At 63.8% G+C, this 23,135-nt stretch carries 25 protein-coding genes and 1 tRNA gene; 17 read left to right on the top strand and 9 right to left on the bottom strand.

Annotated features, from left to right (window positions below; all coding sequences use genetic code 11):
• Nucleotides 1-92 precede the first annotated feature (92 nt).
• Nucleotides 93-746 (top strand): hypothetical protein, encoded by a 654-nt coding sequence (locus tag KKQ75_RS06175; protein ID WP_213361028.1) that lies wholly within the window; start codon nucleotides 93-95, stop codon nucleotides 744-746.
• Nucleotides 747-773: 27 nt separating this feature from the next.
• Here KKQ75_RS06175 and KKQ75_RS06170 read toward each other — a convergent pair whose 3' ends face one another.
• The 4 genes from KKQ75_RS06170 to KKQ75_RS06155 all read right to left on the bottom strand — a co-directional run bounded on the left by KKQ75_RS06170 (nucleotide 774) and on the right by KKQ75_RS06155 (nucleotide 3,629).
• A complete protein-coding gene (locus KKQ75_RS06170; protein WP_213361027.1) occupies nucleotides 774-1,877 on the bottom strand; it encodes a DNA-methyltransferase in 1,104 nt (367 codons plus the stop codon).
• A 319-nt stretch (nucleotides 1,878-2,196) separates the two neighbouring features.
• Nucleotides 2,197-2,284: transfer RNA gene (locus tag KKQ75_RS06165), tRNA-Ser, on the bottom strand.
• Between the two features lie 116 nt (nucleotides 2,285-2,400).
• Nucleotides 2,401-2,880: a hypothetical protein gene (locus KKQ75_RS06160; RefSeq protein ID WP_250131019.1), complete on the bottom strand. Its 480-nt coding sequence runs from the start codon at nucleotides 2,878-2,880 to the stop codon at nucleotides 2,401-2,403.
• A gap of 194 nt (nucleotides 2,881-3,074) precedes the next feature.
• Entirely contained in the window at nucleotides 3,075-3,629 is a 555-nt protein-coding gene (locus tag KKQ75_RS06155; RefSeq protein ID WP_250131018.1) for a hemerythrin domain-containing protein, read from the bottom strand.
• Nucleotides 3,630-3,830: 201 nt separating this feature from the next.
• Here KKQ75_RS06155 and KKQ75_RS06150 point away from each other — a divergent pair, with 201 nt between their 5' ends.
• From KKQ75_RS06150 to KKQ75_RS06135, 4 genes are read left to right on the top strand one after another with little or no spacing between them, the layout of a single operon-like run.
• Nucleotides 3,831-5,363, top strand: coding sequence for an ABC transporter ATP-binding protein (locus KKQ75_RS06150; RefSeq protein ID WP_213361025.1), 1,533 nt, complete (start codon nucleotides 3,831-3,833; stop codon nucleotides 5,361-5,363).
• Entirely contained in the window at nucleotides 5,360-6,448 is a 1,089-nt protein-coding gene (locus KKQ75_RS06145) for an ABC transporter permease (RefSeq protein WP_213361024.1), read from the top strand. Before KKQ75_RS06150 ends, KKQ75_RS06145 begins: the two co-directional genes overlap by 4 nt.
• The gene (locus tag KKQ75_RS06140; protein ID WP_213361023.1) at nucleotides 6,448-7,368 is read left to right on the top strand and encodes an ABC transporter permease; all 921 of its coding nucleotides are present in this window, start codon (nucleotides 6,448-6,450) and stop codon (nucleotides 7,366-7,368) included. Before KKQ75_RS06145 ends, KKQ75_RS06140 begins: the two co-directional genes overlap by 1 nt.
• Before the next feature lie 54 nt (nucleotides 7,369-7,422).
• The gene (locus KKQ75_RS06135) at nucleotides 7,423-8,583 is read left to right on the top strand and encodes a BMP family ABC transporter substrate-binding protein (RefSeq protein ID WP_213361021.1); all 1,161 of its coding nucleotides are present in this window, start codon (nucleotides 7,423-7,425) and stop codon (nucleotides 8,581-8,583) included.
• 16 nt (nucleotides 8,584-8,599) lie between these two features.
• Here the strand turns inward: KKQ75_RS06135 and KKQ75_RS06130 are convergent, their stop codons facing one another.
• The gene (locus KKQ75_RS06130) at nucleotides 8,600-8,761 is read right to left on the bottom strand and encodes a hypothetical protein (RefSeq protein WP_213361019.1); all 162 of its coding nucleotides are present in this window, start codon (nucleotides 8,759-8,761) and stop codon (nucleotides 8,600-8,602) included.
• Between KKQ75_RS06130 and KKQ75_RS06125 the strand changes: the two genes are divergently transcribed.
• The 3 genes from KKQ75_RS06125 (at nucleotide 8,760) to dcd (ending at nucleotide 11,096) form a co-directional block, all read left to right on the top strand.
• On the top strand, nucleotides 8,760-9,857 hold the full coding sequence (locus KKQ75_RS06125) for a BMP family ABC transporter substrate-binding protein (RefSeq protein WP_213361018.1): 1,098 nt from the start codon (nucleotides 8,760-8,762) through the stop codon (nucleotides 9,855-9,857). The two genes, KKQ75_RS06130 and KKQ75_RS06125, sit on opposite strands and share 2 nt — an antisense overlap.
• Nucleotides 9,858-10,055: 198 nt before the next feature.
• Entirely contained in the window at nucleotides 10,056-10,370 is a 315-nt protein-coding gene (locus KKQ75_RS06120; protein WP_213361017.1) for a c-type cytochrome, read from the top strand.
• Nucleotides 10,371-10,526: 156 nt separating this feature from the next.
• Nucleotides 10,527-11,096 (top strand): dCTP deaminase, encoded by a 570-nt coding sequence (dcd, locus tag KKQ75_RS06115; protein WP_213361016.1) that lies wholly within the window; start codon nucleotides 10,527-10,529, stop codon nucleotides 11,094-11,096.
• 18 nt (nucleotides 11,097-11,114) lie between these two features.
• On the opposite strand, the gene KKQ75_RS06110 is transcribed toward dcd, so the two are convergent.
• Entirely contained in the window at nucleotides 11,115-12,020 is a 906-nt protein-coding gene (locus tag KKQ75_RS06110) for a delta(1)-pyrroline-2-carboxylate reductase family protein (RefSeq protein WP_213361015.1), read from the bottom strand.
• Nucleotides 12,021-12,216: 196 nt separating this feature from the next.
• On the opposite strand from KKQ75_RS06110, the gene ypfJ reads away from it, so the two are divergent.
• Nucleotides 12,217-13,095, top strand: coding sequence for a KPN_02809 family neutral zinc metallopeptidase (ypfJ, locus tag KKQ75_RS06105; RefSeq protein WP_213361014.1), 879 nt, complete (start codon nucleotides 12,217-12,219; stop codon nucleotides 13,093-13,095).
• A 126-nt stretch (nucleotides 13,096-13,221) separates the two neighbouring features.
• Nucleotides 13,222-14,697: a DEAD/DEAH box helicase gene (locus KKQ75_RS06100; RefSeq protein WP_213361013.1), complete on the top strand. Its 1,476-nt coding sequence runs from the start codon at nucleotides 13,222-13,224 to the stop codon at nucleotides 14,695-14,697.
• 6 nt (nucleotides 14,698-14,703) lie between these two features.
• Here KKQ75_RS06100 and KKQ75_RS06095 read toward each other — a convergent pair whose 3' ends face one another.
• Nucleotides 14,704-15,531 (bottom strand): symmetrical bis(5'-nucleosyl)-tetraphosphatase, encoded by an 828-nt coding sequence (locus KKQ75_RS06095; RefSeq protein ID WP_213361012.1) that lies wholly within the window; start codon nucleotides 15,529-15,531, stop codon nucleotides 14,704-14,706.
• Between the two features lie 26 nt (nucleotides 15,532-15,557).
• On the opposite strand from KKQ75_RS06095, the gene KKQ75_RS06090 reads away from it, so the two are divergent.
• Both KKQ75_RS06090 and KKQ75_RS06085 read left to right on the top strand, forming a co-directional pair.
• Complete coding sequence (locus KKQ75_RS06090; protein WP_213361011.1) at nucleotides 15,558-16,874, top strand: hemolysin family protein; 1,317 nt, start codon at nucleotides 15,558-15,560, stop codon at nucleotides 16,872-16,874.
• A gap of 88 nt (nucleotides 16,875-16,962) precedes the next feature.
• The gene (locus tag KKQ75_RS06085; RefSeq protein ID WP_213361010.1) at nucleotides 16,963-17,256 is read left to right on the top strand and encodes an H-NS family nucleoid-associated regulatory protein; all 294 of its coding nucleotides are present in this window, start codon (nucleotides 16,963-16,965) and stop codon (nucleotides 17,254-17,256) included.
• 143 nt (nucleotides 17,257-17,399) lie between these two features.
• On the opposite strand, the gene KKQ75_RS06080 is transcribed toward KKQ75_RS06085, so the two are convergent.
• Together KKQ75_RS06080 and KKQ75_RS06075 are read right to left on the bottom strand one after the other, a co-directional pair.
• A complete protein-coding gene (locus KKQ75_RS06080; protein WP_213361009.1) occupies nucleotides 17,400-18,182 on the bottom strand; it encodes an SAM-dependent methyltransferase in 783 nt (260 codons plus the stop codon).
• Entirely contained in the window at nucleotides 18,179-18,811 is a 633-nt protein-coding gene (locus KKQ75_RS06075; protein WP_250131017.1) for a Maf family nucleotide pyrophosphatase, read from the bottom strand. The genes KKQ75_RS06080 and KKQ75_RS06075 overlap by 4 nt, the downstream gene beginning before the upstream one ends.
• Between KKQ75_RS06075 and KKQ75_RS06070 the strand changes: the two genes are divergently transcribed.
• The 5 genes from KKQ75_RS06070 (at nucleotide 18,810) to fabD (ending at nucleotide 23,119) form a co-directional block, all read left to right on the top strand.
• The gene (locus KKQ75_RS06070; RefSeq protein WP_250131016.1) at nucleotides 18,810-19,415 is read left to right on the top strand and encodes a YceD family protein; all 606 of its coding nucleotides are present in this window, start codon (nucleotides 18,810-18,812) and stop codon (nucleotides 19,413-19,415) included. The genes KKQ75_RS06075 and KKQ75_RS06070 overlap by 2 nt on opposite strands.
• A 255-nt stretch (nucleotides 19,416-19,670) precedes the next feature.
• Nucleotides 19,671-19,853 carry a 50S ribosomal protein L32 gene (gene rpmF / locus KKQ75_RS06065; protein WP_213361006.1) on the top strand — a complete coding sequence of 61 codons (183 nt, stop codon included), beginning with the start codon at nucleotides 19,671-19,673 and terminating at the stop codon, nucleotides 19,851-19,853.
• A 95-nt stretch (nucleotides 19,854-19,948) separates the two neighbouring features.
• Nucleotides 19,949-21,016, top strand: coding sequence for a phosphate acyltransferase PlsX (gene plsX / locus KKQ75_RS06060; RefSeq protein WP_213361005.1), 1,068 nt, complete (start codon nucleotides 19,949-19,951; stop codon nucleotides 21,014-21,016).
• Between the two features lie 129 nt (nucleotides 21,017-21,145).
• On the top strand, nucleotides 21,146-22,123 hold the full coding sequence (locus KKQ75_RS06055; RefSeq protein ID WP_213361003.1) for a beta-ketoacyl-ACP synthase III: 978 nt from the start codon (nucleotides 21,146-21,148) through the stop codon (nucleotides 22,121-22,123).
• A gap of 54 nt (nucleotides 22,124-22,177) precedes the next feature.
• Complete coding sequence (gene fabD / locus KKQ75_RS06050; protein WP_213361001.1) at nucleotides 22,178-23,119, top strand: ACP S-malonyltransferase; 942 nt, start codon at nucleotides 22,178-22,180, stop codon at nucleotides 23,117-23,119.
• Nucleotides 23,120-23,135: the final 16 nt, after the last annotated feature.

Genomic DNA, 23,135 nt, shown 5'->3' with positions numbered 1-23,135 from the left:
GGGCAATGCGCATTCAGGCAAACCAAGGTAAAAGTTCCCGTTTGGCATCCTGTGACCTATCATCATGCTTTTGATGAAGGTAGGCGGGAGAAATGCAGGTACAAATTACAGACTTTCAAGGCGCTGGAGCGGCTATTGCAGGACCGTATGCTGCCCAATGGCAGGAGCTTGAGCAGGTTCTTTTGAACATGCCACTACACTTGAAAGCATCGGATCAAGACGGAAAACAAGGCTCGCCAATATTCGATCCGGTTGGAACTAACGAGTATATCGCTGCGGCACTTACTCCACTCGGCTGGGGCGGCGGAATCCCAATCCCACCTGCATTTTCATTCCTTGGGACCGACATTGATTTTGGCAAGAATGGGTTGCTCGCAGAGATTCAGTTCTCGAACTATCCATTTCTGCTCAACAACACCATCCGATCCCAACTGTTTTTCAACGCAGGTACTGTTTTTCATGGTGCGCCAACTGGTCTTGTAGTTATCGTCACCAAGGCAGGAATGTTCCCTTCGTCGAACAGTACCCTGTATTACGAGCAGGCAGTGAATCAACTTAATGCACTCGCTCAAAATGGGGTTTTCACCGTACCAATCAGGCTCGTCGGCTTGTTTGAGTCAGTGGGGCAGGTGAATGCCACTTGGACGGACTACGCTGCGGCACGATACTCTCGGACTGTGGCTGCCCGCTACCAGAGAGCTGTAACTATCACGCAAGGCCGCGCAGGAAGATGCAAGATCGTCTGATGCGGAGTAACGTCAACGGTTTTCTTGCTACTCCCCAAACAGTGGGAGCGGCTGGGGCGGGATAACTTCACGAAGAGGTTTTGCTGATTTGCCGTTCAAGTCTTTGGCCTCCGGTATTTCGCGTCCATTGATTTTCGCCTCAAAAGCATCAGCTTCGTATTGCAAGCGATCTACTAACTCTGCCGCGTGGTACTCCTCAGGGTAAATTTTGGCCTTGCTTCCATCCGACGCGACCTTGCCAATTTGAACGTCAAAGCGATAATTTTCAATCGGTTTTCCTGTTCTCGCCACATATGCTCGCAATGTTTTGAGATTGGGGAACATACCGCTTTCATCCGGCTCGCCATTGAGCCTGCGTAGGGCAACACCGTGGTAACGCTCGTCTAGCTCTGCTCCGATATAGTGCCTGCCATAATCCCGAGCGACTACTGCTGTGGTTCCGGTGCCCATGTAAGGATCTAGCACCACTCCGCCCTCTGGCGTTGTCGCAAGGACGATACGAGCGATCAATCCCTCTGGAAACTGGGCCGGATGTATGGTCTGTTCCTCGTGGTTATGCTTCACGTTTTGGAACACCCACACGTCGCCCGGATTCTTGCCCTCTGGATTGCAAGACAATTCGCCTTTGTTGTCGCCTCGGTGAGATTTCTTGTTCTGCCACTTTTGAGGCACTCGCACAGCGTCAAGATCAAAATAAAATTCTTCCCCCTTGGAGAACCACAGGATGGTTTCGTGTCGGCCGGAGAACTTCTTTGTGGCATGGAGGCCATGCTGACGAACCCACACGATACGGTTGCGCGGCAGCATGCCGAGGTCTTCGAGAATAGGGAAGAATTTCACGTCCAGCGGTACGAGCGTACCTTTGTGCGAGAACGAACCGACCTGCCAGAAGATAGAACCTGTGGGCTTGAGCACGCGGTGGCACTCCCGCAGTACCGCTCGCTGGTCGTCGAGGTAGTGTTCAAGCTCTCGCTTTGCCTCGTACTCTTTACCGATGTTGTAGGGCGGCGACGAAACTACGAGATCAACCGTTTCATCATCCAAGCTGCGCAGTAGCTCAAGGCAATCGCCATTGACAATTTGGTCTAGTGACATCGGTACATCCTTCCGCGACGGTTCCTGCTTATTCATCAATTTCTCGGATCTCGGTTGCTTGCTCTGGCTATGGTACTTGTCTTGCCGAGTTGGGCATAGGAGCCTTGACCTGCCACTACCGCGGCGCACTGTTACGAAACTGCTTTACCGTACGGCAAAAAGCCCCGACTAGCGGGGCCTTGTGTCGCCGCTTGCTGCGGCACTTACGGATTCGCGGTGCACTTACTATCTGCTTACCGCTAGGTTTTGTTCCTGACGCTGATTGGCACCGAATTTGCCCTTGCATGTGGTCAGTTACAAGGCTTTCCTCACTTACTTATCGCCGCGCTTAAATACGCTAACTGATTGTATTAACTGGCGGAAGCTCAGGGATTCGAACCCTGGATACCTTGCGGTATGCCGGTTTTCAAGACCGGTGCAATCGACCACTCTGCCAAGCTTCCTAGTACCTACCTACAACAAATTTCAAGACCGCTGGATTAAACCACTCTCCCACGCTTCCGAACCTGTCATTGTACTGCGGGATTCCGTTTGCCAGACGGCGGGGTGGGTTCGCAGCTCAGGCGCGCAACTGGCCCTCGGTCAGCGAATCCAGCTGGAAACGCCCGCTGCGATCCCACAGCCAGGTGTCCACATAGCGTCCGCCGCCGCTGCCCGGAGGAGGAAAGGGCGAGGCGGCGCGCACCATGGTTTCGATTTCGCGCATCACTTCCGGAACATGGGTCGGCCCGCGCATCCAGCGCACCGAGCGTACCTGGCCATTGGCCGCCAGGTTCACCTCCAGCGTGCCTACGGCATACAGCATGGGTGGCAGCATGCCGCGGTAGATGCGATTGGCATAGCGGCCGTACAGGTGGCGCGCCGACTGGCGGCGAAAGGCCATGTCGGCCGCGCTGCGTGCCGCCGGACGGCCACCGAAACCGCAGCCCGCCAGAATGGCCGTTCCCAGCGCGCCGGCTGCAGCGGCCAGGCGCAACAGCATGCGGCGGGGGGGTGCGGATGCATCAGGAGTTGCAGGGATGTCACTTGGCAGCGGCATGGCGGACCTTTCTGGAGAAGAGGCAGGCAGCAAGACGGCATCGATGTCATTTTGCTGGACGGTCGATTCCTGCATGGTAGTCCGCATGCACAGCACGGCATGCGCGGTTGCACAATGAAACATGCCGGGCCTGAGCCCATGCCCGGCACATCTCGATCAAGGCATCGCCGAGGATGCTCGTGCGGCGGAAAATCTCAGGCGAGTCTGGGCTGGCTGATGCGTCGCTGCGCCATCTCTTCACCCCAGGCGCGCTGCTGCTCCTCGGGCACATCGGCGAACACGCGCGGATAGGCATCGTCTTCCTCGCAGGCAATGTGCGCGCGGTAGGCCTCGAGGAAGGGCGCTGCCACGGCACTGCCCAGCAAGGGGGCTGCATCGCCACCTTCCAGCAGCTCCAGCTCCGCGCGCAGCTTCTGCCACAGCTCCGCCATCGCCAGATGCTGCTGGTGCAAGGTGTCGGCCAGCTCCACCTGGCGGGCATCGCCGCTGGCCAGCATGCGCGGAAACAGGTGGCGCTCTTCGTCTTCGTGATGGTGCGGTCCGGCGATGTCGAAGTAGCGCAGGATGTCGCGCGCAGCCTGGCGCGCCTGCTCGTCGGCGCCATGGGTTGCCGCGTGGGCCTGCAGCCGTTCCAGCAGTGTGCACATGCGCAAAACGCGCTCATGGCAGGCCTGCAGCATGTGCAGTGGTTGTTCGAAGGTGGGGGCCAGCGCGGTGCGGCCCGGTTCAAGAATGGGGACAGTAGCCACGGTGTTTGCAGGTTCTTGCCAAAGATGCCCTATTGTGCGCTGCAGGATGCCAGCCGGGGCCGATGGCAGCACTTGCGGTGCGGGCATGCAGTGCCGAAAACTGCGACACGATCTGTCACAAAGCGTGCGTTTGCACCGACAATAGGCACTTTTCAGCAACCCTGCCTGCAAGGCAGGGAGCCCAGCCCGTCCGCGCAACCCATGCCCGCACCCCGACTGCAGCTTACCGACATCACCAAGCGCTATCCCGGCGTCACTGCCAACGAGTCCGTCTCCCTCACGGTACAGCCGGGCGAAATCCATGCCGTACTCGGCGAAAACGGCGCTGGAAAATCCACGCTGATGAAGATCATCTACGGTGCCGTGCAGGCCGACGAAGGCAGCATCGCCATCGATGGTCAGCCGGTGCGTGTGGAAACGCCGCAACAGGCGCGCGCGCTGGGCATCGCCATGGTGTTTCAGCATTTCAGCCTGTTCGACACCCTTACCGTCGCCGAAAACGTCTGGCTCGGCCTGGACCGCAGCCACAGCCTGGCGCAGGTCAGCGCCATGATCCGCGAGAAGGCCGCGACCTACGGCCTGCCGATCGATCCCGATCGCGCCGTGCACACACTGGGCGTGGGCGAACGCCAGCGCGTCGAGATCATCCGTGCCTTGCTGACCAACCCGCGCCTGCTGATCCTGGACGAGCCCACCTCGGTGCTGACGCCGCAGGCAGTGCAGGGTCTGTTCGAGGTGCTGCGGCGGCTGGCGTCCGAAGGCTGCAGCATTCTCTACATCAGCCACAAGCTGCACGAAATCCGCTCCCTGTGCACGGCCTGCACGGTGCTGCGCGGCGGCCGTGTCAGCGGCGAATGCAATCCGCAGCTGGAGAGCAACGCCTCCCTCAGCCGCATGATGATCGGGGCCGAGCCGCCGGCGCTGCGCAAACGCCCCAGCACGCCGGGCGGGCAGGTGCTGGAGGTCTATGGCCTGAGCCTGCCGAGCAGCCACCAGTTCGGTACCGAGCTGCAGGGTATCTCCTTCGAAGTGCGTGCGGGTGAGGTGGTGGGCATTGCCGGCGTGTCGGGCAACGGCCAGCATGAACTGCTGGCGGCGCTCGATGGCGAGGACCGGCGTGCCGCTCCCGGCATGGTGCGCCTGCACGGACAGGACGTGAGCCAGTGGGGCCCGCGCCGTCGCCGCGCTGCCGGCATGCATGTGGTGCCGGAAGAGCGCCTCGGACGCGGCGCCGTGCCCATGCTCGGGTTGGCACACAACCTGCTGCTGACGCGGCGCGAGGCGGTGGCACCGGGCGGCTGGATCCGCATGGGCCGGCTGCGTGCGCAGGCACAGGGCATCATCGAGCGCTTCGGCGTCAAGGCGGCCGGCGTGGATGTGCCTGCGCGGGCATTGTCCGGCGGCAATCTGCAGAAATACATCGTGGGACGCGAGATCGACGGCGGGCCGCAGCTGCTGATCCTGTCGCAGCCGACCTGGGGCATGGACGTGGGCGCGCAGGCGCAGATCCATGCCGAGATCCTGGCCTTGCGCGACGCTGGCTGCGCGGTTCTGGTCGTGAGTGAGGAACTGGACGAATTGTTTGCATTGAGTGATCGCCTGCTGGTGCTGGCGCGCGGACGGCTGTCGCCGTCGATTCCGGCCAGCGAGGCCACGGTGGAGCAGCTGGGTGCCTGGATGAGCGGCCTGTGGGACGTGTCTCCGCTTGCCGCAGCGATGGAGGTGCCAGCATGAAGGCCTTGCAACTCGTGCCGCGCGCGCGGCCCTCGCGTTTCTGGAGCTACGCTTCGCCCGTGCTGGCGCTGGCCCTGACGGTGCTGATCGGCGTGCTGCTGTTCATCCTGCTGGGCAAGGATCCGGTGCAGGGCCTGAATGTGTTCTTTGTCGAGCCGCTCAAGAACGCCTATGCCATCGGCGAGCTGATGGTCAAGGCCACGCCGCTGCTGATCATCGCACTGGGCCTGGCGGTGTGCTTCCGCTCCAACGTCTGGAACATCGGGGCGGAAGGGCAGTTCATTCTCGGTGCCGTCACGGCCGGTGGCGTGGCGCTGATGGCCGATGCGCAGACCGGCCGCTGGATCGTGCTGGCCGTGCTGGCGGCCGGCGTGCTGGGCGGCATGGCCTGGGCCGGCATCGTGGCGCTGTTGCGCGACCGCTTCCATGCCAACGAAATCCTGGTCAGCCTGATGCTGGTCTACGTGGCCGAGCAGGTGCTGGGCTATCTCGTCTATGGCCCTTGGAAGGATCCCATGGGCTACAACTTCCCGCAGACGCGCATGTTCGAGGCCGTGACTGCGATTCCGCTCCTGATGGAAGGCTCGCGCGTGTCGGCGGGCCTGCTGATTGCGCTGCTGGGCGCCGGGCTGCTGTGGATTTTCCTGTTCCGCACCATTTCCGGCTTTGCCCAGCAGGTCGGCGGACTGGCTCCGGCTGCCGCACGCTTTGCCGGATTTTCCTCGCGTCGCGCGCTGTGGACGGCACTGCTGATTTCCGGCGGTGCCGCCGGCCTGGCCGGTGCCCTGGAAGTGGCCGGGCCGCTCGGCCAGCTGACGCCGCACGTGCCGGCGGGTTACGGTTTTGCCGCCATCATTGTCGCCTTTGTCGGGCGTCTGCATCCCTTCGGCATGGTGCTGTCGGCCATCCTCATGAGCATGTTCTATATCGGCGGAGAATTGGCGCAGTCGCGCCTGGGGCTGCCCAAGTCCATCACCGGCGTGTTCCAGGGGCTGCTGCTGTTCACGCTGCTGGCCTGCGATACCTGGATCCACTACCGCCTGCAGTGGCTGCGCCCGCAGGCTGCCGCGAAAGGAGGGGCGTGATGGAACAGTCCGCACTGCTCGTCGCTTCCATGCTCAGCGCCGGCACCGTGCTGGCACTGGCTTCGCTCGGTCTGCTGATCAATGAAAAGGCCGGGGTGGTCAACCTCGGTGCCGAAGGCATGATGCTGTGCGCCGCGCTGGCGGGCTTTGCCACCGTGGTGCATACCGGCAACGACTGGGTCGGCTTTGCCGCCGGCATGATTGCCGGCGGCCTGCTCGCCGCTGCGCTGGGCTATCTGGTGATCTGGCTCAATACCAACCAGTTTGCTACCGGACTGGCGCTGTCGCTGTTCGGCGCCGGCTTCTCGGCCTTTGCCGGCACCGGCTACGTGCAGGCCAGCCTGCCGGCGCGCGCCCAGCATGCCGTGCCGCTGCTGTCCGATCTGCCCTGGATCGGCACCGCGCTGTTCCGCCAGCATCCGGTGGTGTATCTGTCGGTGGCGCTGGCGTTCGGCCTGCTGTGGTTTTTCTACCGCACGCGCACCGGTCTGGTGGTGCGCAGCGTGGGCGAGGCGCCCGAATCGGCGCACGCACTGGGCTATCCGGTGCGCCGCATCCGCCTGGCTGCCATCGTCGCCGGCGGCATGCTGTGTGGGCTGGCCGGGGCATTCCTGTCGGTCGTCTACACGCCGCTGTGGGTGGAAGGCATGGTCGCCGGCAAGGGCTGGATCGCGCTGGCGCTCACCACCTTCGCCACCTGGCGTCCGCTGCGCGTGCTGCTGGGCGCCTGGCTGTTTGGCGGCGTTACCATGCTGCAGTTCTGGCTGCAGAGCCAGGGCGTGGACATGCCCAGCCAGCTGCTCACCATGTTGCCCTATGTCGCCACCATCGTCGTGCTGGCGCTGATCTCGCGCAATCCGACATGGATTCGCATTAATATGCCGGCAGCACTCGGCAAGCCGTTCCATCCGGGCGGCTGAAGGCCGCACCGCAGGGGCGGCCGCCCCAGAATCACCCACTACGGAGCCTCGCTCATGATCGATTTTTCCAAGCGCACCGCACTGCGCGCCGCTGCGTTCACCGCGGCTGCCTTCACCCTGGCCGCCTGTGGCCAGAAGGACGCACCGGCCACCGGCGCCTCCGCGGCACCGGCCGCCAGCGCGTCCGCCCCGGCAACGGCCGGCAAGGGCCCGCTGAAGATTGCCTTTGCCTACATTGGCCCGGTGGGCGATGGCGGCTGGACCTTCGCGCACGACAATGCCCGCAAGGCCGTCGAGAAGGAATTCGGCGACAAGGTGCAGACCAGCTTCGTCGAGAAAGTGCCCGAATCCTCTGACGCCGAGCGCGTGCTGCGCGACATGGCGTCGCAAGGCAATCAGCTGATTTTCGGCACCACCTTCGGCTACATGGAGTCCATGGTCAAGGTCGCGCGCGACTTCCCGGATGCCAGGTTCGAGCACGCCACCGGCTACAAGACCGCTGCCAACCTCTCCACCTACGACAGCCGCACTTACGAAGGCGCCTACATGGCTGGCGTGATCGCCGGCAAGATGACCCAGAGCAACGTGCTTGGCGTCGTCGCTTCGGTGCCGATCCCCGAAGTGCTGCGCAACATCAACAGCTTCACGCTGGGCGCGCAGAGCGTCAACCCGGCCATCACCACCAAGGTCGTCTGGGTGAACGAATGGTTCAATCCGCCAAAGGAAACCGAGGCGGCCACAGCCCTGATCAACGGCGGCGCCGACATCCTGATGCAGAACACCGACTCGTCCGCCGTGCTGCAGACTGCCGAAAAAATGGGCAAGCGCGGCTTCGGCTGGGATTCCGACATGACGCAATACGGTCCCAAGGCGCACCTGGGCTCGGCCGTGATCAACTGGGGCCCGTACTACATCAAGACCGTGCGCGACGTGCTGGATGGCAAATGGCAGAGCGGTGAATCCTGGTGGGGCGTGAAGGAAGGTGCCATCGACCTGGTCTCGCTGGCCGCCGATGTGCCTGCCGATGCCAAGGCCAAGCTGGACGAAGTGCGCGCCGGCCTGAGGGACGGCAGCTTCCACATCTGGAAAGGCCCTGTGCTGGATCAGTCCGGCAAGGAACTGCTGGCCAAGGACCAGGTCGCCGATGACAAGTTCCTGCGCGGCATCAACTTCTACGTGAAGGGCATCGAAGGCCAGGTGCCGGGTGCCAAGTAAAGCCTGGCCGTGTTTTTCAAATGCCTGCTCCGAGCAGGCATTTTTGTGGTCTGTAGCGCACGCATGCATGTTTGTGCTCCTCCAGCATCCGCCACGGCAGTAAAATCCCGCCCTCTGCAACGGCCTTGCTCCAGCCGGCAGAGTTTTTCTTTTCCGGAGCCATGTAGAGGAACACCATGTATAAAAACCTCGCGGCCACACTGCTGGCCGCTTTGGCCATGTCCGCCGTACCCGGCGTCTCCGCCCAGACCTCCGGGTCTTCTCCCTCCACCCCTGTTCGTGCTGCCTGGATGTACGTCACTCCCGTGACCGATGCCGGCTGGACACGCCAGCATGACGATGCCCGCCTGCAGGTGGAACGCGCGCTGGGCAACAGCGTGCGCACCACCCATGTCGCCAGCGTGGCCGAAGGCCCGGATGCCGAGCGCGTGCTGCGCGATCTGGCGCGCCAGGGCAACCAGATCATCTTCACCACCAGCTTCGGCTACATGGAACCGGCCATGAAAGTGGCGCGCGAATTTCCGCAGGTGAAGTTCGAGGTGCTGACCGGCTACCGCCAGGCGCCCAACATCGCCACGGCCAATGCCCGCTACTACGAGGGCCGCTATCTCGCCGGCATCGCCGCCGGCCGCGTCACCAAGTCGAACCTGGCCGGCTACGTGGTCGGCTTCCCGATTCCCGAGGTGCTGCAGGGCATCAATGCCTTCACGCAGGGCATGCGCTCGGTCAATCCGAAAGCCCAGGTGCGCGTGATCTGGCTCAACGAATGGTTCAACCCCTCGCGCGAGCGCGAAGCTGCCACGCTGTTGATGGACCAGGGCGCCGACGTGCTGGCTTTCCATACCGGCTCCACTGCCGTGCCGGTGGCGGCGCAGCAGCGCGGCCGCTGGGTCATCGGCTACCACTCCGACATGCGCCGCTACGCGCCCGACCATCAGTTGCTGTCCATCTCGCACCTGTGGGGCGACTACGAGGTCTCGCGCATCAAGGCCCTGCAGCAGGGCAGCTGGAAGAGCCAGAACGTCTGGAACGGCGTGCGCCAGGGCGCGATCCGCGTGGGCGATTTCGGCCGCAAGGTGCCTGCTGCCGTACAGCAGGAAGTGCTGCGCCGCCAGCAGGAGCTGGCCGTTGGCAAGCTGCAGCCGTTCGCCGGCCCCATCACCGATCGCGAGGGCAAGCTGCGCGTACCCGCCGGCCAGACGCTGAGCGATGCCCAGGTGCTGTCCATGAACTGGCTGGCACAGGGCGTGCAGGCGCCGCCGCTGGGCAAGTAAGCGGGCGCTGTCTCGCAGCTGCGACACCATGCTGTAACCTTGCGCAAATGCGTGTTTGCCACTCGCGCACGGGGGCGGCAAACCGCTAAGATGCGGTGCAAAAGGCGGCATCCCCTGCGGAACTTTTCTGCGCAGGGCCCGATCCAAACGCACAGGCAGACCGCAAAGGCCTGCAAGATATCCAGCAAAGGAGCTTCCATGAAACTCACCACCATCTCCAGCATCGCTGTCGCAGCGGGCCTGCTGTTCGGCGTGGTTCAGGGCGCCCAGGCGTCCGAGGCGCTGGCACGCTCCAAGAACTGCCTGAGCTGCCACACCGTCGACAAGCGCGTGGTCGGCCCGTCCTACAAGGACATTGCCGCCCGCTACAAGGGCAAGTCGGCCGAGGCCGCCCTGGTGCAGAAAATCCGCGAAGGCGGCTCCGGCAGCTTCGGCGCCGTGCCCATGCCGCCCAACCCCAACGTGAGCGAGGCCGATGCCCGCACACTGGCGAAGTGGATTCTGTCGTTCTGACAGCCTGATCCTGCAAGCAGACCGGCTCCCTGTGAGCCGGTTTTTTTGCGTCTGCCATCCCGCCGGGCGGCTTCCTTGCAGGCCAGCCAGTGGCAAGCCCGTCCGCCCGCGTAGAATCACGCCCATGACAACTGGCAGCACTTTCCGGGGCACAGCATGAGTATCAAGAGCGACAAGTGGATTCGCCGCATGGCCGAACAGCACGGCATGATCGAGCCATTCGAACCGAACCAGGTCCGTTTTTCGCCCGAGGGGCACAAGATCGTCAGCTACGGCACCAGCAGCTACGGCTACGACATCCGCTGCGCCCCCGAGTTCAAGGTGTTCACCAACATCCACAGCACGGTGGTCGACCCCAAGAACTTCGACGAGAAGAGCTTTGTCGACATCCACAGCGATGTCTGCATCATTCCGCCCAACAGCTTCGCGCTGGCGCGCACGGTCGAGTATTTCCGCATTCCGCGCAACGTGCTGACGGTGTGCCTGGGCAAGAGCACCTATGCCCGCTGCGGCATCATCGTCAACGTCACGCCGTTCGAGCCCGAGTGGGAAGGCTACGTGACGCTCGAATTCAGCAACACCACGCCGCTGCCTGCCAAGATCTACGCGGGCGAGGGCTGTGCGCAGGTGCTGTTCTTCGAAAGCGACGAAGTCTGCGAAACCAGCTACAAGGACCGCGGCGGCAAATACCAGGGCCAGGTTGGCGTCACGCTGCCCAAAACCTGATCCCGGGCCGCAGCAGTCTTACTGCGCGGACGCGGCCACGCGCATGGCCAGCCGCGCCGCGGCCAGATCCCATCCGGCCCAGCCGCAGCTCTTGAACAGCACCGGCAGATCCTTCTGTGTGGCACTGCCGCGGCACACCACATCGGTCAGCGTCGGCATGCCGGCCACCTCCAGCCCGGCCTGCAGCAGATCGCCCGCCTCGTGCTCTGCCTCGGGCGTATCCACCACGATGCGTCCGTGCGCGGCAAAATGCTGGCAGAACCCCGGGCTGAGTTCCACCATCGCCGGCGTGAAGGCACCCACGGCGGCAACAAACACATCCTTGCGCGGCGTGGCGTGCAGCACTGCCTGACTCGCCGGCGTGCAGGTCACCACCAGCGGGCACTCGTCGAGCGCGGCGTTCGGGTCCGTCACCACTTCTGCTTCCAGTCCATGCAGGTGCGCATGCGAGGCAAGGGCCTGCGCGCTGGCGGCGGAGCGCGACGCGATGCGGAAGCGGCGGCTGCCCAGTCCCGCGGCAAACGCATCCAGATGCGCCTTGCCCTGCACACCCGCTCCCACGATCAGCACCGGCCCGTCGGGATTGGGTGCCAGGCGCTGCGCTGCCAGCAGCGAGACGGCTGCCGTGCGTCGTGCCGTCACGGTGGGGCCGTCCAGCATCAGCCGGCGTTCGCCCGTTGCCACATCCAGCACCAGCACATCGCCCTGGATGGTGGGCCGCGCCGTACCGACATTGGCCGGCGTGAAGCTGATCACCTTGGTCATGGCCACGCGCGTATCCGATCCCGGCATCACGAACAGCGAACCGCCCCCATGCAGCGGCGCCACGATGCGCGGCGGCACGCTCACGCTGGCATCGGCCAGCAGGACGGCAATTTCGTCGGCGAGGGCGGGGTAGGGGAGTGCGAGTTCGGTATTGTTCATGGGCTGAGCTGTTGTAAAACGGAACTGGCCGGGCGGCCGGCGAGACCCGTGTCACGGTAACGGAAGTTTGGCATCTTTCCTACAGAAAGAGCCGTACGCCGCCAGGGACTCTGGCGCATAATCGTTGTGCATGAGACCCGACCCGCAGGGAGAGCGGAGTCGCAATGGCTGTCCAGACTGTAAAGGAAATATCACAATGAAATGGGAAGGCAATCGACAGTCCGATAACGTGGAAGACCGCCGCGGCCAGGGCGGGGGCGGCTTCGGCGGCATGCTGGGCGGGCGCAGCATCGGCATTGGCACCATTGTGCTGGCGCTGGTCGGCAGCATGATCTTCGGGGTGAATCCGCTCACCATCATCAACGTGCTTTCCGGCATGGGCGGTTCTGCTCCGGTCACCCAGAGCGCACCCGCACCGGCTCCGCCGAAGGAGGATCCGGTTGCCGCCTTCGTCTCCACCGTGCTGGCCGATACCGAAGACGTCTGGACCGACCTGTTCCGCCAGAGCGGCGCCAGCTACGTAAAGCCCAAGCTGGTGCTGTACAGCGGCCGCACCGCCACCGCCTGCGGTACCGGCCAGGCGGCCATGGGCCCGTTCTACTGCCCGGGTGACCAGAAGGTCTACCTGGATCTGGATTTTTTCAACACCCTCAAGCGTGACCTGGGCGCCAGCGGCGAGTTTGCCGAGGCCTACGTGATCGCGCACGAGGTGGGCCACCACGTGCAGAACCTGATGGGCATCACCGACAAGGTCGACTCCATGCGCGGCCGCGTGAGCGAACGCCAGATGAACGCGCTGAGCGTGCGCGTGGAACTGCAGGCCGACTGTCTGGCAGGCGTCTGGGCCAACCATGCCGACCGTGCGCGCCATATTCTGGAGCAGGGCGATATCGAACGCGCGATGGACGCCGCGGCGAAAATCGGCGATGATGCACTGCAAAAGCGCAGCCAGGGTTATGCCGTACCAGACAGTTTCACCCACGGTTCCAGCGCGCAGCGCGTGCGCTGGTTCAATACGGGCCTGCAAACCGGCTCCGTCAAGGCTTGCGATACCTTTAACGCCAGCAACCTGTAACAGGTGCTTCGCAGGCGACTTTGTCTCGCCTGCGCAACAGCCGGATAATGTGTTTTTCCGCCAAGGTGGCTCTGCTGCCTTGGCTTTTGGGCATTTGCCCTCGCTCAGTAAAGAGACTTCTGCTGCATGACAGAAACAGCCAACGTAACCTATGCCCAACTACCTTTGGCCGAGCCGCTGCAACGCGCCGTCGCCGAAATGGGCTATGTGAACACGACCCCGATCCAGGCCCAGTCCATTCCCGTTGTCCTTGCCGGACAGGACGTGATGGGCGCGGCGCAGACGGGTACGGGCAAGACGGCGGCGTTCTCCCTGCCTCTGCTGCAGCGCCTGCTCAAGCACCAGACTACCTCCGTGTCTCCCGCGCGCCACCCGGTGCGTGCGCTGGTGTTGCTGCCCACGCGTGAACTGGCAGACCAGGTCGCACAGCAGATCAAGCAATATGCCAAGTACACCCAGCTGCGCAGCGCCGTAGTGTTTGGCGGCATCGACATGAAGCCGCAGACGGCCCAACTCAAGGCCGGCGTCGAAGTGCTGGTGGCCACCCCCGGCCGCCTGCTGGACCACATCGAAGCACGCAACTGCGTGCTCAACCAGGTCGAGTACGTGGTGCTGGACGAAGCTGACCGCATGCTCGACATCGGCTTCCTCCCCGATCTGGAACGCATCCTGGCCTACCTGCCCAAGCAGCGCACCACGCTGCTGTTTTCGGCCACCTTCTCGCCCGAGATCAAGCGCCTGGCCGGCAGCTATCTGCAGAACCCTGTCACCATCGAGGTGGCGCGTTCCAACGCCACGGCGGCTACCGTCACGCAGCGCTTCGTGCGCGTGGACGACGACGACAAGCGCGCCGCGCTGCAGCAACTGATCCGCGAGAACCAGCTGCGCCAGGCCTTCGTGTTCACCAACAGCAAGCTCGGCTGCGCCCGCCTGGCGCGTCACCTGGAGCGCGAAGGCCTCAAGACGGCTGCGCTGCATGGCGACAAGAGCCAGGACGAGCGCCTGAAGTCGCTCGACGCCTTCAAGGCCGGCGAGGTCGATTTCCTGATCTGCACCGACGTTGCGGCCCGCGGCCTCGACATCAAGGACGTGCCCGCGGTTTTCAACTACGACATCCCCTTCAACGCCGAAGACTACGTGCACCGCATCGGCCGCACCGGTCGTGCCGGCGCCGATGGCCTGGCCATCAGCCTGGTCGGCAATGGCGACGGCAAGCTGGTGGGCGAGATCGAGAAGCTCACGCGCCAGACCATCAAGCCCGAAAGCATCGCGCTCGACAGCCGTGGCGGCCGTCCGGACCGCCGTCCGCCGCCGCGCCGCGAGGAGGGCAACCGTGTGCGCCACGAGCGCGACCGTGGCGATGCCGGCAGCTCGCGCGAACCGACGGGCGACCGTTATCGTCGTGCCCCGCGCATGGCCGATCCCTTCTTCGACAAGCCCTACGAGGCGCAGCAGCGCGACGAAGCCCCGTCCTGGGAGCAGGCGCCGCGCCGCGTTGCCACGCGCCCGGGCCTCAGCGCCAATATCCGTCCCAAGCGCACCGTGGCCGCGCTGTTCCGTCCGGCAGCCTCCGAAAACAACGGCAGCACGGCGGGCAACTGAATCTGCTCAGTATTCGGCGCTGGTGGCGCTGGTAACCTGGATTACCTCGCCCGGCGTGCCTTCCGGCGTGATCTCCACGGCTGTCAGTTCTTCGCCCCAGACGCAGCCCGTGTCCAGCGCGAGCAGGTTGTTCCGCTTGATCAGGCCCAGGGCCGACCAGTGCCCGAATGCCACCAGCGTATCGGCGGTGCGGCGCAAGGGATGCGCAAACCAGGGCACCAGATCATCCGGCGCCTCCTCGATGCTGCGCTTGTGCGAAAAATCCAAGCTCCCGTCCACATGCAGGAAACGGATGCGCGTCAGCGTGTTGATGATCAGGCGCCAACGCGCCATGCCGTGCAGGCTCTCGCGCCACAGTGCCGGCTGGTTGCCAAAGGCCTCGGACAGGAAACCCGTCCACTGGCGGCTGCGCAGGTGTTCGGCCACCTCCGCCGCGCATTCCAGCGTCTGCGCCACATCCCATTGTGGCTGCACACCCGCATGTACCATCAGACAGCGGTTGGCATACAGCGCCAGCGGCTGCCGGCGCAGCCAGTCCAGCAACAGAGACGCGTCGGAGGCAGTCAGCAGTTCGGTCAGCGTATCCCGGCGTCCCATCTGCCGGATGCCCTGCGACACCGCCAGCAGATGGATATCATGATTGCCCAGCAGGCAGAAGGCGCTGCCATCCATTGCCATTAGGCGCCGCAGTACACTGGCCGATTCGGGCCCGCGGTTCACGAGATCGCCCAGTACGTACAGCGTGTCCCGGCTGGGCGAGAAAGCCAGCTTGTCCAGCAAATCTCCCAGTGCGGCGTCACAGCCCTGAATATCCCCGATGCAGTACATTGCCATAATGCGCTGCATTATCCCTTGACTCCATGGACCTTTTACTCATCATTTTCCTGACCCTGCTCAACGGGGTGTTCGCCATGTCGGAAATGGCCATTGCCTCCAGCCGCAAGGCCAGACTGGACGCCATGAGCGCCTCGGGCGATCACGGCGCCACCGCCGCGCTGGGGCTGATCGACAATCCCACGCATTTCCTCTCCACGGTGCAGATCGGCATCACCTCCATCGGCGTGCTCAACGGCATCGTGGGGGAATCCGCATTCAGTCCCATCGTGGCCAGCGCGCTGCAGAACATGGGTATGCCGGAGGGCCCGGCAGGCATCACGGCGACGGCCATCGTGGTGACCATCATCACCTTCACCACCATCATCTTTGGCGAACTGGTGCCCAAGCGCATCGGCCAGCTCTATCCCGAACTGGTGGCGCGCTGGATTTCCCGCCCCATGGCCCGCCTGGCGCGCCTGACCAAGCCCTTCGTGCTGCTGCTGTCGGCCTCCACCACCGCTGTGCTGAAAATGCTGCCGATCGATACCAGCGGCTCGCGCAAGGTAACCGAGGAAGAAATCGCCGCCAGCCTGGAGGAGGGCGTGGACGCCGGACTGATCGAGGAGCAGGAGCACCAGATGGTGCAGAACGTGTTCCTGCTGGATGACCGCGTGCTGTCTTCCATCATGGTGCCGCGCAACGAGATCGACTGGTTCGAATCCCAGACCACCGTGTCCCAGGCCCTGCAGATGCTGCGCGGCTCCATGGAGCAGGCGGCCGAGCACCATATCCACTCCTGGTATCCGGTCTGCCGAGAAACGCTGGATAACGTGATTGGCGTGGTGAACGTGGGCCGCATCATGTTGGCCGAGAATGACGATGCCAGCCAGACGCTGGAATCGATCGCCATGCCGGCGACTTTCGTGCCGGAAACCCTGAGCGGCATGGAATTGCTCGAACAGTTCCGTACCCATGTTGGCCGCATGGTATTTGTGGTGGATGAATATGGCGAAATCCAGGGCATCATGACGCCGCGCGACCTGCTTGAAGCCATTACCGGCGAATTGAAAGTGGATGCCCACGAAGAAGCCTGGGCGCAAGTCATGGACGATGGCGCCTGGCTGCTCGACGGCATGATTCCCGTTGCCGAACTCAAGGCCCGCCTTGAAATCGACGAACTGCCTGACGAGGATAAAGACCATTACAACACCCTGGCCGGACTGTTGATGTACGTTACCGGTGCATTGCCCGAGGAAACCGACCGCATCTTCTGTACCGGCTGGGACTTCGAGGTGGTGGATCTCGACGGCAAACGCATCGACAAGGTGATTGCACGCAAATCGCCGGCAGCATTGGCTTAAGCAGGGATTGCGGTTATTATTCCTCAGTGCATTTTCAGTCCTATAATGCCGTTATTGCATATTCAAACCAACACGAACAGGAGTGCCGATGAATTCCCTGCAAGAACTGCTGAAACAGCGTGAAGAACTCGAAGCCCGCATCCGCCAGGCTCGCCAGGAACAAACGGCCGAGGCTGTGGCTACCTGCCGCCGCCTGATCGCTGAATACGAGTTGACCGAGCAGGATCTGTTCGGCGCCCGTCGTGGCGCACGTGCCGCCTCCACCGGCAGCAAGGTCGCCCCGAAATACCGCAACAACGAAACCGGTGAAACCTGGACTGGCCGCGGCAAGCCGCCGCGCTGGATTCAGGATAAGAACCGCGAGGATTTCCTGATCAAGTAAATCCGACTCACGCCAGGGTAAAAACCCTTGTCGTGCATACAAAAAAGCACCTGCCAGCAGGTGCTTTTTTATTGTCCCGGCTTTTCGCAGCGGGATATTCCCTTCAGCGTGATCAGGTGCCCGGGTTGCTACGCGCGTATTAATCAGAGGCCCAGCGCGAATACCGCCGGCAACCTCGGAGGCAGCTGCAGGGGATTCTTGCGCCATTGCGCCACGCTGGCTTGGCGAATCTGCATCTGCGGCAATGTCAGGCCATGGGCAATGCACAGACGGGTTTCTGGTTTCAGGCACTGCAAAGCGTGATCAAATACCGCCTGATTGCGATAGGGGGTTTCAATCCATATCTGTGTCTGGCCGCTGCGCATGGCCAGAGATTCAAGCGTCTGCAGGCGTTTTGCCCTTTCCGGCAGCTCCTGCGGCAAATAGCCGAAAAAGGCGAAACTCTGCCCATTCAGGCCGCTGGCAGCCAGAGCCAGCAGCAGCGAGCTGGGTCCCACCAGCGGCACCACGCGGATGCCGGCAGCATGGGCCGCGCGCACCACGGAAGAGCCCGGGTCGGCCACGGCCGGAATCCCCGCTTCGCTGGCCAGAGCCAGATCGTGACCGTCCAGCGCCGGTTGCAGCAGGGCCCGTACTGCCTTGGCCTGTTCCGCGCCGGCCTGCTGTGCCGGTACGTGGTCGCCTTTCTTGTGCACTTCGCGCGGCAGGGTGGCGATCTGCAACTCCTGCAGCGGCGCGGCCAGCGGTACCACGGCATTCACCCGCTTGAGCAGTGCGCGCGTGGTCTTGGCGTTCTCGGTGATCCAGTAGCGCAGCCGCGCCATCTGTTCGAGCGTGGCCTGGGGCAGCACATCGGTGACGGGCGGCAGCGGCGGTTCGCAGCCGAAATCCAGCGGTGCCGGCACCAGATAGAGCGTGCCGCTCATGCTGCCGCTCCCGCCAGGATCGGCACCCCCGCAGCGCGCAGCAGGCTGACTGTCCTGATCAGCGGCAGACCCACCAGCGCGGTCGGGTCATCGCTCTGCAGGCGTGCCAGCAGGGCGATGCCCAGCGCCTCGCTCTTGGCGCTGCCGGCACAGTCATAGGGCTTCTCGGCCAGCAGATAGGCCTCGATATCGGCATCGCTCATGCCGGTGTCGCTGTCGCGGAAGGTGACGCTGACCTGCGCCACATCCACCGACTCGAAACCGCTGGCCTGGCACACCACCGCCACCGCGGTATGGAATACCACGGTCTGGCCGCGCATCATGCGCAGCTGGGCCACGGCGCGTTCGTGCGTGACCGGCTTGCCCAGCGGGCGGCCATGCAGATCGGCCACCTGGTCCGAGCCGATGACCACGGCTTCGGGATGCTGTGTGGCCACTGCCTGGGCCTTGGCCAGCGCCAGGCGTCGTGCCACGCTGCGCGGATGTTCGTCGACATGCGGTGTCTCGTCGGTCTCGGGCGCCACCACATCGAACGGCAGGCGCAGGCGCTGCAGCAGTTCGCGGCGGTAGGGGGAGGTGGAAGCGAGAATGAGCTGGCGCGGGGCGGCAGCGGGGGAGGAGAAAGACATGGATTCTCTTACACTCGGGGGTATGGCAAACGACATCAAATCTGGCGGCAAGCGCGCGGCGCAGCCTTTCAATGCACGTCACCTGGACATCGTGGCTTTTGCCGAGGCAGGCGCGAGCCTGTCTGGCGAGGATCCATTGTCGCACTACGCGCGCCTGTCGCGAGAGGACCTTGGCGACGCCAGCGCCGCGACGGTACGCTGGCAGGCGCAGGGCCGCAGCGAGGCGGTGACTGGCGGTGCGCCCGAAATCTGGCTCGACCTGCAGGCCGAAACCCGCCTCGCCATGCAGTGCCAGCGCTGCCTGGAACCGATGCAGCAGCCGCTGCAGTTCGAGCGCGCGTTCCGCTTCGTACGTGACGAGGCCACGGCCGAGCAACTGGACGAGGAGCTGGAAGATGACGTGCTGGTCTGGCGCAAGGATTTCGACCTGCAGGCGCTGATCGAGGACGAACTGCTGATGGATCTGCCCGTGGCGCCGCGCCACGAGGTTTGCCCGAGTGCACCCACGATGCAGGTGCAGACGCCCGATTTCGACGCCGGGGAAGAGGAAAAGCCCAACCCCTTCGCCGCCCTCAAGGCTCTCAAGAAGCAGAACGGCGAATAAGACCGCATAATGGGGGTTCGCGCCACGCGACAGGCAATGTGGTGGATTTTTTGCCGCATCTTCCTTGCAAGCGTGGATGAAAACTGGTTATAATTCCATGCTTTACTGCTTAGGCATTTGGCCTTTGCGGCAATCATCAGCAGGCGGCACAGTCCCCAGGCCCACGGGCATGACGGGGAGCCGGAAGGTATTTTCCGGGTCCTGTGGCTGCAGGCAAAGCCCCGGAACCCATCAACTTTTTTAGAGGAGCGGATCATGGCCGTTCAGCAAAACAAGAAATCTCCTTCCAAGCGCGGCATGCACCGTTCGCACAACGCACTGACTGCCCCGAACGTGGTCGTCGAGCCCACCACTGGTGAGCAGCACCTGCGTCACCACATCAGCCCCAACGGTTTCTACCGTGGCCGTCAGGTGCTGAAGAACAAGTCTGAAGCCTGATCACCCGTGCTGCCAGTCGGGCCCGACGCTCTCGTAGCCTCGGGCTTTTTGTTTTGGCTGGCATTCCCTGATCCGTCAATACCAGGACGCATTCAATGAGCGAACCTTCTGCGCCAGTGACGCTGGCGGTGGATTGCATGGGGGGCGACCATGGCCTGAGCACCACGCTGCCGGCCTGTGCCCGTTTTCTGCAACGGCATGCCGATGTCAACCTGCTGCTGGTCGGCCAGCCCGAGGCGGTCAGCGCCGGCTGGGCCCGCCTCAAGGAGTCGGCAGGCATGGCCGCCGAGCGTGTGCGTATCGTGCCCGCCTCCGAAGTCGTCTCCATGGAGGATCCGGTGGAAGTCGCGCTGCGCAAGAAGAAGGATTCATCCATGCGTGTCGCCATCGCCCAGGTCAAGGAAGGCCAGGCGCAGGCGGCCGTGTCGGCCGGCAACACCGGTGCCCTGATGGCGATTGCGCGCTATGTGCTCAAGACCATCGAAGGCATCGACCGTCCCGCCATCGCCACGCAAATGCCCAACGCCAAGGGTGCGGCCACCACCGTGCTCGATCTGGGCGCCAATGTGGATTGCACGCCCGAGCACCTGCTGCAGTTTGCCATCATGGGTTCGGCTCTGGTGTCCGTGCTCAAGAACGATCCGCGTCCGTCGGTGGGTCTGCTCAATATCGGCGAAGAGGCCATCAAGGGCAGCGAAACTATCAAGAAAGCCGCCGAGTTGCTGTCGGCGGCAGGCGGGCGTGGGGAAATCAACTTCTACGGTAACGTCGAAGGCAACGACATCTTCAAGGGCACCACGGATATCGTGGTGTGTGATGGCTTCGTCGGCAACGTGGCGCTCAAGGCCAGTGAAGGCCTGGCGTCCATGATCGCATCTTTCCTCAAGGAAGAGTTCTCGCGCGGCGTGTTCTCCAAGGTGGCGGCCGTGCTGTCCTACCCGGTGCTGTCCGCGCTCAAGAAGCGCCTGGATCACCGCCGCTACAACGGCGCCGCGCTGCTGGGCCTGCGCGGCCTGGTGTTCAAGAGTCACGGCTCTGCCGATGCGCTGGCCTTCGGCTACGCGCTCGAAAGCGCCTACGAGGCAGCACGCCACCAGCTGCTGGCCCGTGTCGAGCAGCGCATCCAGGCCTGCGTGATGCCGGCTCCCGCGCCTGCTGCCTGATACTGCCTTCATGGCCCCCAGCTGCGCGGCCATGGAGCATAGCGGTTAAAATATATGGCTAACACTAAACCTGTGACAGGGGCATGACGCCGCCCGGCGCTGCCCGGTCACCCCAAGAAGAGTCCGTCCATGCCCCAGTATTCCCGCATCACCGGAACCGGCAGCTACCTGCCGCCGCGCCGTGTTACCAACCAGCAACTGGTCGAGCAACTGGCGCAGCGGGGCGTGGAAACCTCCGACCAATGGATCGTCGAGCGCACCGGCATCCAGGCGCGCCACTTCGCCGACGAGGGGGTGTTCAGCAGCGATCTGGCCGTGCATGCCGCACGTCAGGCGCTCGAATCCGCAGCTTGCGCGGCCAGCGAGATCGACCTGATCATCGTGGCCACCTCCACACCTGACATGGTGTTTCCCTCCACGGCCAGCATCGTGCAGCACAAGCTCGGCATCGCAGGCTGCCCGGCGTTCGACGTGCAGGCCGTGTGCACCGGCTTCATCTATGCGCTGACGGTGGCCGACAGCATGATCCGCAGCGGCGCCGCGCGCAAGGCGCTGGTGATCGGCTCCGAGATCTTCTCCCGCATCCTCGATTTCAATGACCGCACCACCTGCGTGCTGTTCGGCGATGGCGCCGGCGCCGTGGTGCTGGAAGCCAGCGACGAACCCGGCATTCTGGCGTGCGATTTGCATGCCGACGGCAGCCACCGCGAAATCCTGCACGTGCCCGGCCATGTCAGTGGGGGCGAGATCAGCGGCAACCCGCTGCTGCAGATGGACGGCCAGGCCGTGTTCAAGCTCGCCGTGGGCCTGCTCGAAAAAACCGCCGCCGCTGCGCTGGAAAAAGCCGGCCTGCAGAAGGAAGACATCGACTGGCTGGTGCCGCACCAGGCCAACATCCGCATCATGCTGAGCACGGCGCGCAAGCTGCGCCTGTCGCCCGAGAAGGTCATCCAGACCGTGCACGAGCACGGCAACACTTCGGCTGCCTCCATCCCGCTTGCGCTCGACGCGGGCGTGCGTGACGGCCAGATCCAGCGCGGCCAGAAGCTGCTGCTGGAGGGCGTCGGCGGCGGCTTCACCTGGGGTTCGGTGCTGCTGCAGTACTGACAGGCGGGCGCTAGCCGGCTCCGCATTTCCTGATTACTCTTTTTCTCTACCATCATGACCCAATTCGCCTTCGTGTTTCCCGGTCAGGGCTCCCAGTCTGTCGGCATGCTTGATGCCTGGGGCGACCATCCCGTTGTCCAGCAAACCCTGCAGGAAGCGTCCGATGCCCTCGGCGAGGACGTCGCCAGGCTGATCCACGAAGGCCCGAAAGAGGCGCTGGCCCTCACCACCAACACCCAGCCCGTGATGCTGGTGGCTGGTGTGGCCGCCTACCGCGCCTGGCTGGCCGAAGGTGGCGCCGAGCCTGCCGTGGTGGCCGGCCACTCGCTGGGTGAGTATTCCGCCCTGGTGGCATCCGGCGTGCTGACCTTGGCGCAGGCGGCACCGCTGGTGCGTTTCCGTGCCCAGGCCATGCAGGAAGCGGTGCCGGTGGGTACCGGCGCCATGGCGGCCATCCTGGGCCTGCCGGCCGACAAGGTGATCGAAGGCTGCGCGGCCGCGATGAACGACATGCCGGGTGAAGTGGCCGAAGCCGTCAACTTCAACGACACCGCACAGACCGTGATCGCCGGTAGCAAGGCTGGCGTCGAGAAGGCCTGCGAAGTGCTGAAGGCCTTGGGCGCCAAGCGCGCGCTGCCGCTGCCCGTGTCGGCGCCGTTCCACTCCAGCCTGATGAAGCCGGCGGCCGAAAAGCTCAAGCACAAGCTGGCCGAAACCCATCTGTCTGCACCGCAGATCCCGGTGGTCAACAACATCGATGTGGCGGTCGAGACCGATCCCGAGCGCATCCGTGATGCCCTGTACCGCCAGGCCTTCGGCCCGGTGCGCTGGGTGGAATGCGTGCAGGCAATTGCGGCCCGCGGCATCACGCACGTGGTAGAGTGCGGCCCGGGCAAGGTGCTGTCCGGCATGAACAAGCGCATCGATCCCGCGCTGGTCAGCGCTGCCGTTTTCGACCCGGCCAGCCTGGCCGATGCCAAGGCCCAACTGGCCTGAACCTGATCAAGGACAA

It is taken from the genome of Brachymonas denitrificans (assembly GCF_907163135.1).
GTDB lineage: Bacteria > Pseudomonadota > Gammaproteobacteria > Burkholderiales > Burkholderiaceae_C > Brachymonas > Brachymonas denitrificans_A.
The sequence above is the reverse complement of the archived record's forward strand: the minus strand, read 5'-3'. Positions and strand labels throughout refer to the sequence as shown.

What these genes read in the sequence shown, in the direction of transcription:
- KKQ75_RS06175 (WP_213361028.1), top strand. Translation starts at nt 93, where the DNA reads ATGCAGGTACAAATTACAGACTTTCAAGGCGCTGGAGCGGCTATTGCA.
- KKQ75_RS06170 (WP_213361027.1), bottom strand. Translation starts at nt 1,877, where the DNA reads ATGAATAAGCAGGAACCGTCGCGGAAGGATGTACCGATGTCACTAGAC.
- KKQ75_RS06160 (WP_250131019.1), bottom strand. Translation starts at nt 2,880, where the DNA reads ATGCCGCTGCCAAGTGACATCCCTGCAACTCCTGATGCATCCGCACCC.
- KKQ75_RS06150 (WP_213361025.1), top strand. Translation starts at nt 3,831, where the DNA reads ATGCCCGCACCCCGACTGCAGCTTACCGACATCACCAAGCGCTATCCC.
- KKQ75_RS06145 (WP_213361024.1), top strand. Translation starts at nt 5,360, where the DNA reads ATGAAGGCCTTGCAACTCGTGCCGCGCGCGCGGCCCTCGCGTTTCTGG.
- KKQ75_RS06140 (WP_213361023.1), top strand. Translation starts at nt 6,448, where the DNA reads ATGGAACAGTCCGCACTGCTCGTCGCTTCCATGCTCAGCGCCGGCACC.
- KKQ75_RS06135 (WP_213361021.1), top strand. Translation starts at nt 7,423, where the DNA reads ATGATCGATTTTTCCAAGCGCACCGCACTGCGCGCCGCTGCGTTCACC.
- KKQ75_RS06125 (WP_213361018.1), top strand. Translation starts at nt 8,760, where the DNA reads ATGTATAAAAACCTCGCGGCCACACTGCTGGCCGCTTTGGCCATGTCC.
- KKQ75_RS06130 (WP_213361019.1), bottom strand. Translation starts at nt 8,761, where the DNA reads ATGGTGTTCCTCTACATGGCTCCGGAAAAGAAAAACTCTGCCGGCTGG.
- KKQ75_RS06120 (WP_213361017.1), top strand. Translation starts at nt 10,056, where the DNA reads ATGAAACTCACCACCATCTCCAGCATCGCTGTCGCAGCGGGCCTGCTG.
- dcd (WP_213361016.1), top strand. Translation starts at nt 10,527, where the DNA reads ATGAGTATCAAGAGCGACAAGTGGATTCGCCGCATGGCCGAACAGCAC.
- KKQ75_RS06110 (WP_213361015.1), bottom strand. Translation starts at nt 12,020, where the DNA reads ATGAACAATACCGAACTCGCACTCCCCTACCCCGCCCTCGCCGACGAA.
- ypfJ (WP_213361014.1), top strand. Translation starts at nt 12,217, where the DNA reads ATGAAATGGGAAGGCAATCGACAGTCCGATAACGTGGAAGACCGCCGC.
- KKQ75_RS06100 (WP_213361013.1), top strand. Translation starts at nt 13,222, where the DNA reads ATGACAGAAACAGCCAACGTAACCTATGCCCAACTACCTTTGGCCGAG.
- KKQ75_RS06095 (WP_213361012.1), bottom strand. Translation starts at nt 15,531, where the DNA reads ATGGCAATGTACTGCATCGGGGATATTCAGGGCTGTGACGCCGCACTG.
- KKQ75_RS06090 (WP_213361011.1), top strand. Translation starts at nt 15,558, where the DNA reads ATGGACCTTTTACTCATCATTTTCCTGACCCTGCTCAACGGGGTGTTC.
- KKQ75_RS06085 (WP_213361010.1), top strand. Translation starts at nt 16,963, where the DNA reads ATGAATTCCCTGCAAGAACTGCTGAAACAGCGTGAAGAACTCGAAGCC.
- KKQ75_RS06080 (WP_213361009.1), bottom strand. Translation starts at nt 18,182, where the DNA reads ATGAGCGGCACGCTCTATCTGGTGCCGGCACCGCTGGATTTCGGCTGC.
- KKQ75_RS06070 (WP_250131016.1), top strand. Translation starts at nt 18,810, where the DNA reads ATGGATTCTCTTACACTCGGGGGTATGGCAAACGACATCAAATCTGGC.
- KKQ75_RS06075 (WP_250131017.1), bottom strand. Translation starts at nt 18,811, where the DNA reads ATGTCTTTCTCCTCCCCCGCTGCCGCCCCGCGCCAGCTCATTCTCGCT.
- rpmF (WP_213361006.1), top strand. Translation starts at nt 19,671, where the DNA reads ATGGCCGTTCAGCAAAACAAGAAATCTCCTTCCAAGCGCGGCATGCAC.
- plsX (WP_213361005.1), top strand. Translation starts at nt 19,949, where the DNA reads ATGAGCGAACCTTCTGCGCCAGTGACGCTGGCGGTGGATTGCATGGGG.
- KKQ75_RS06055 (WP_213361003.1), top strand. Translation starts at nt 21,146, where the DNA reads ATGCCCCAGTATTCCCGCATCACCGGAACCGGCAGCTACCTGCCGCCG.
- fabD (WP_213361001.1), top strand. Translation starts at nt 22,178, where the DNA reads ATGACCCAATTCGCCTTCGTGTTTCCCGGTCAGGGCTCCCAGTCTGTC.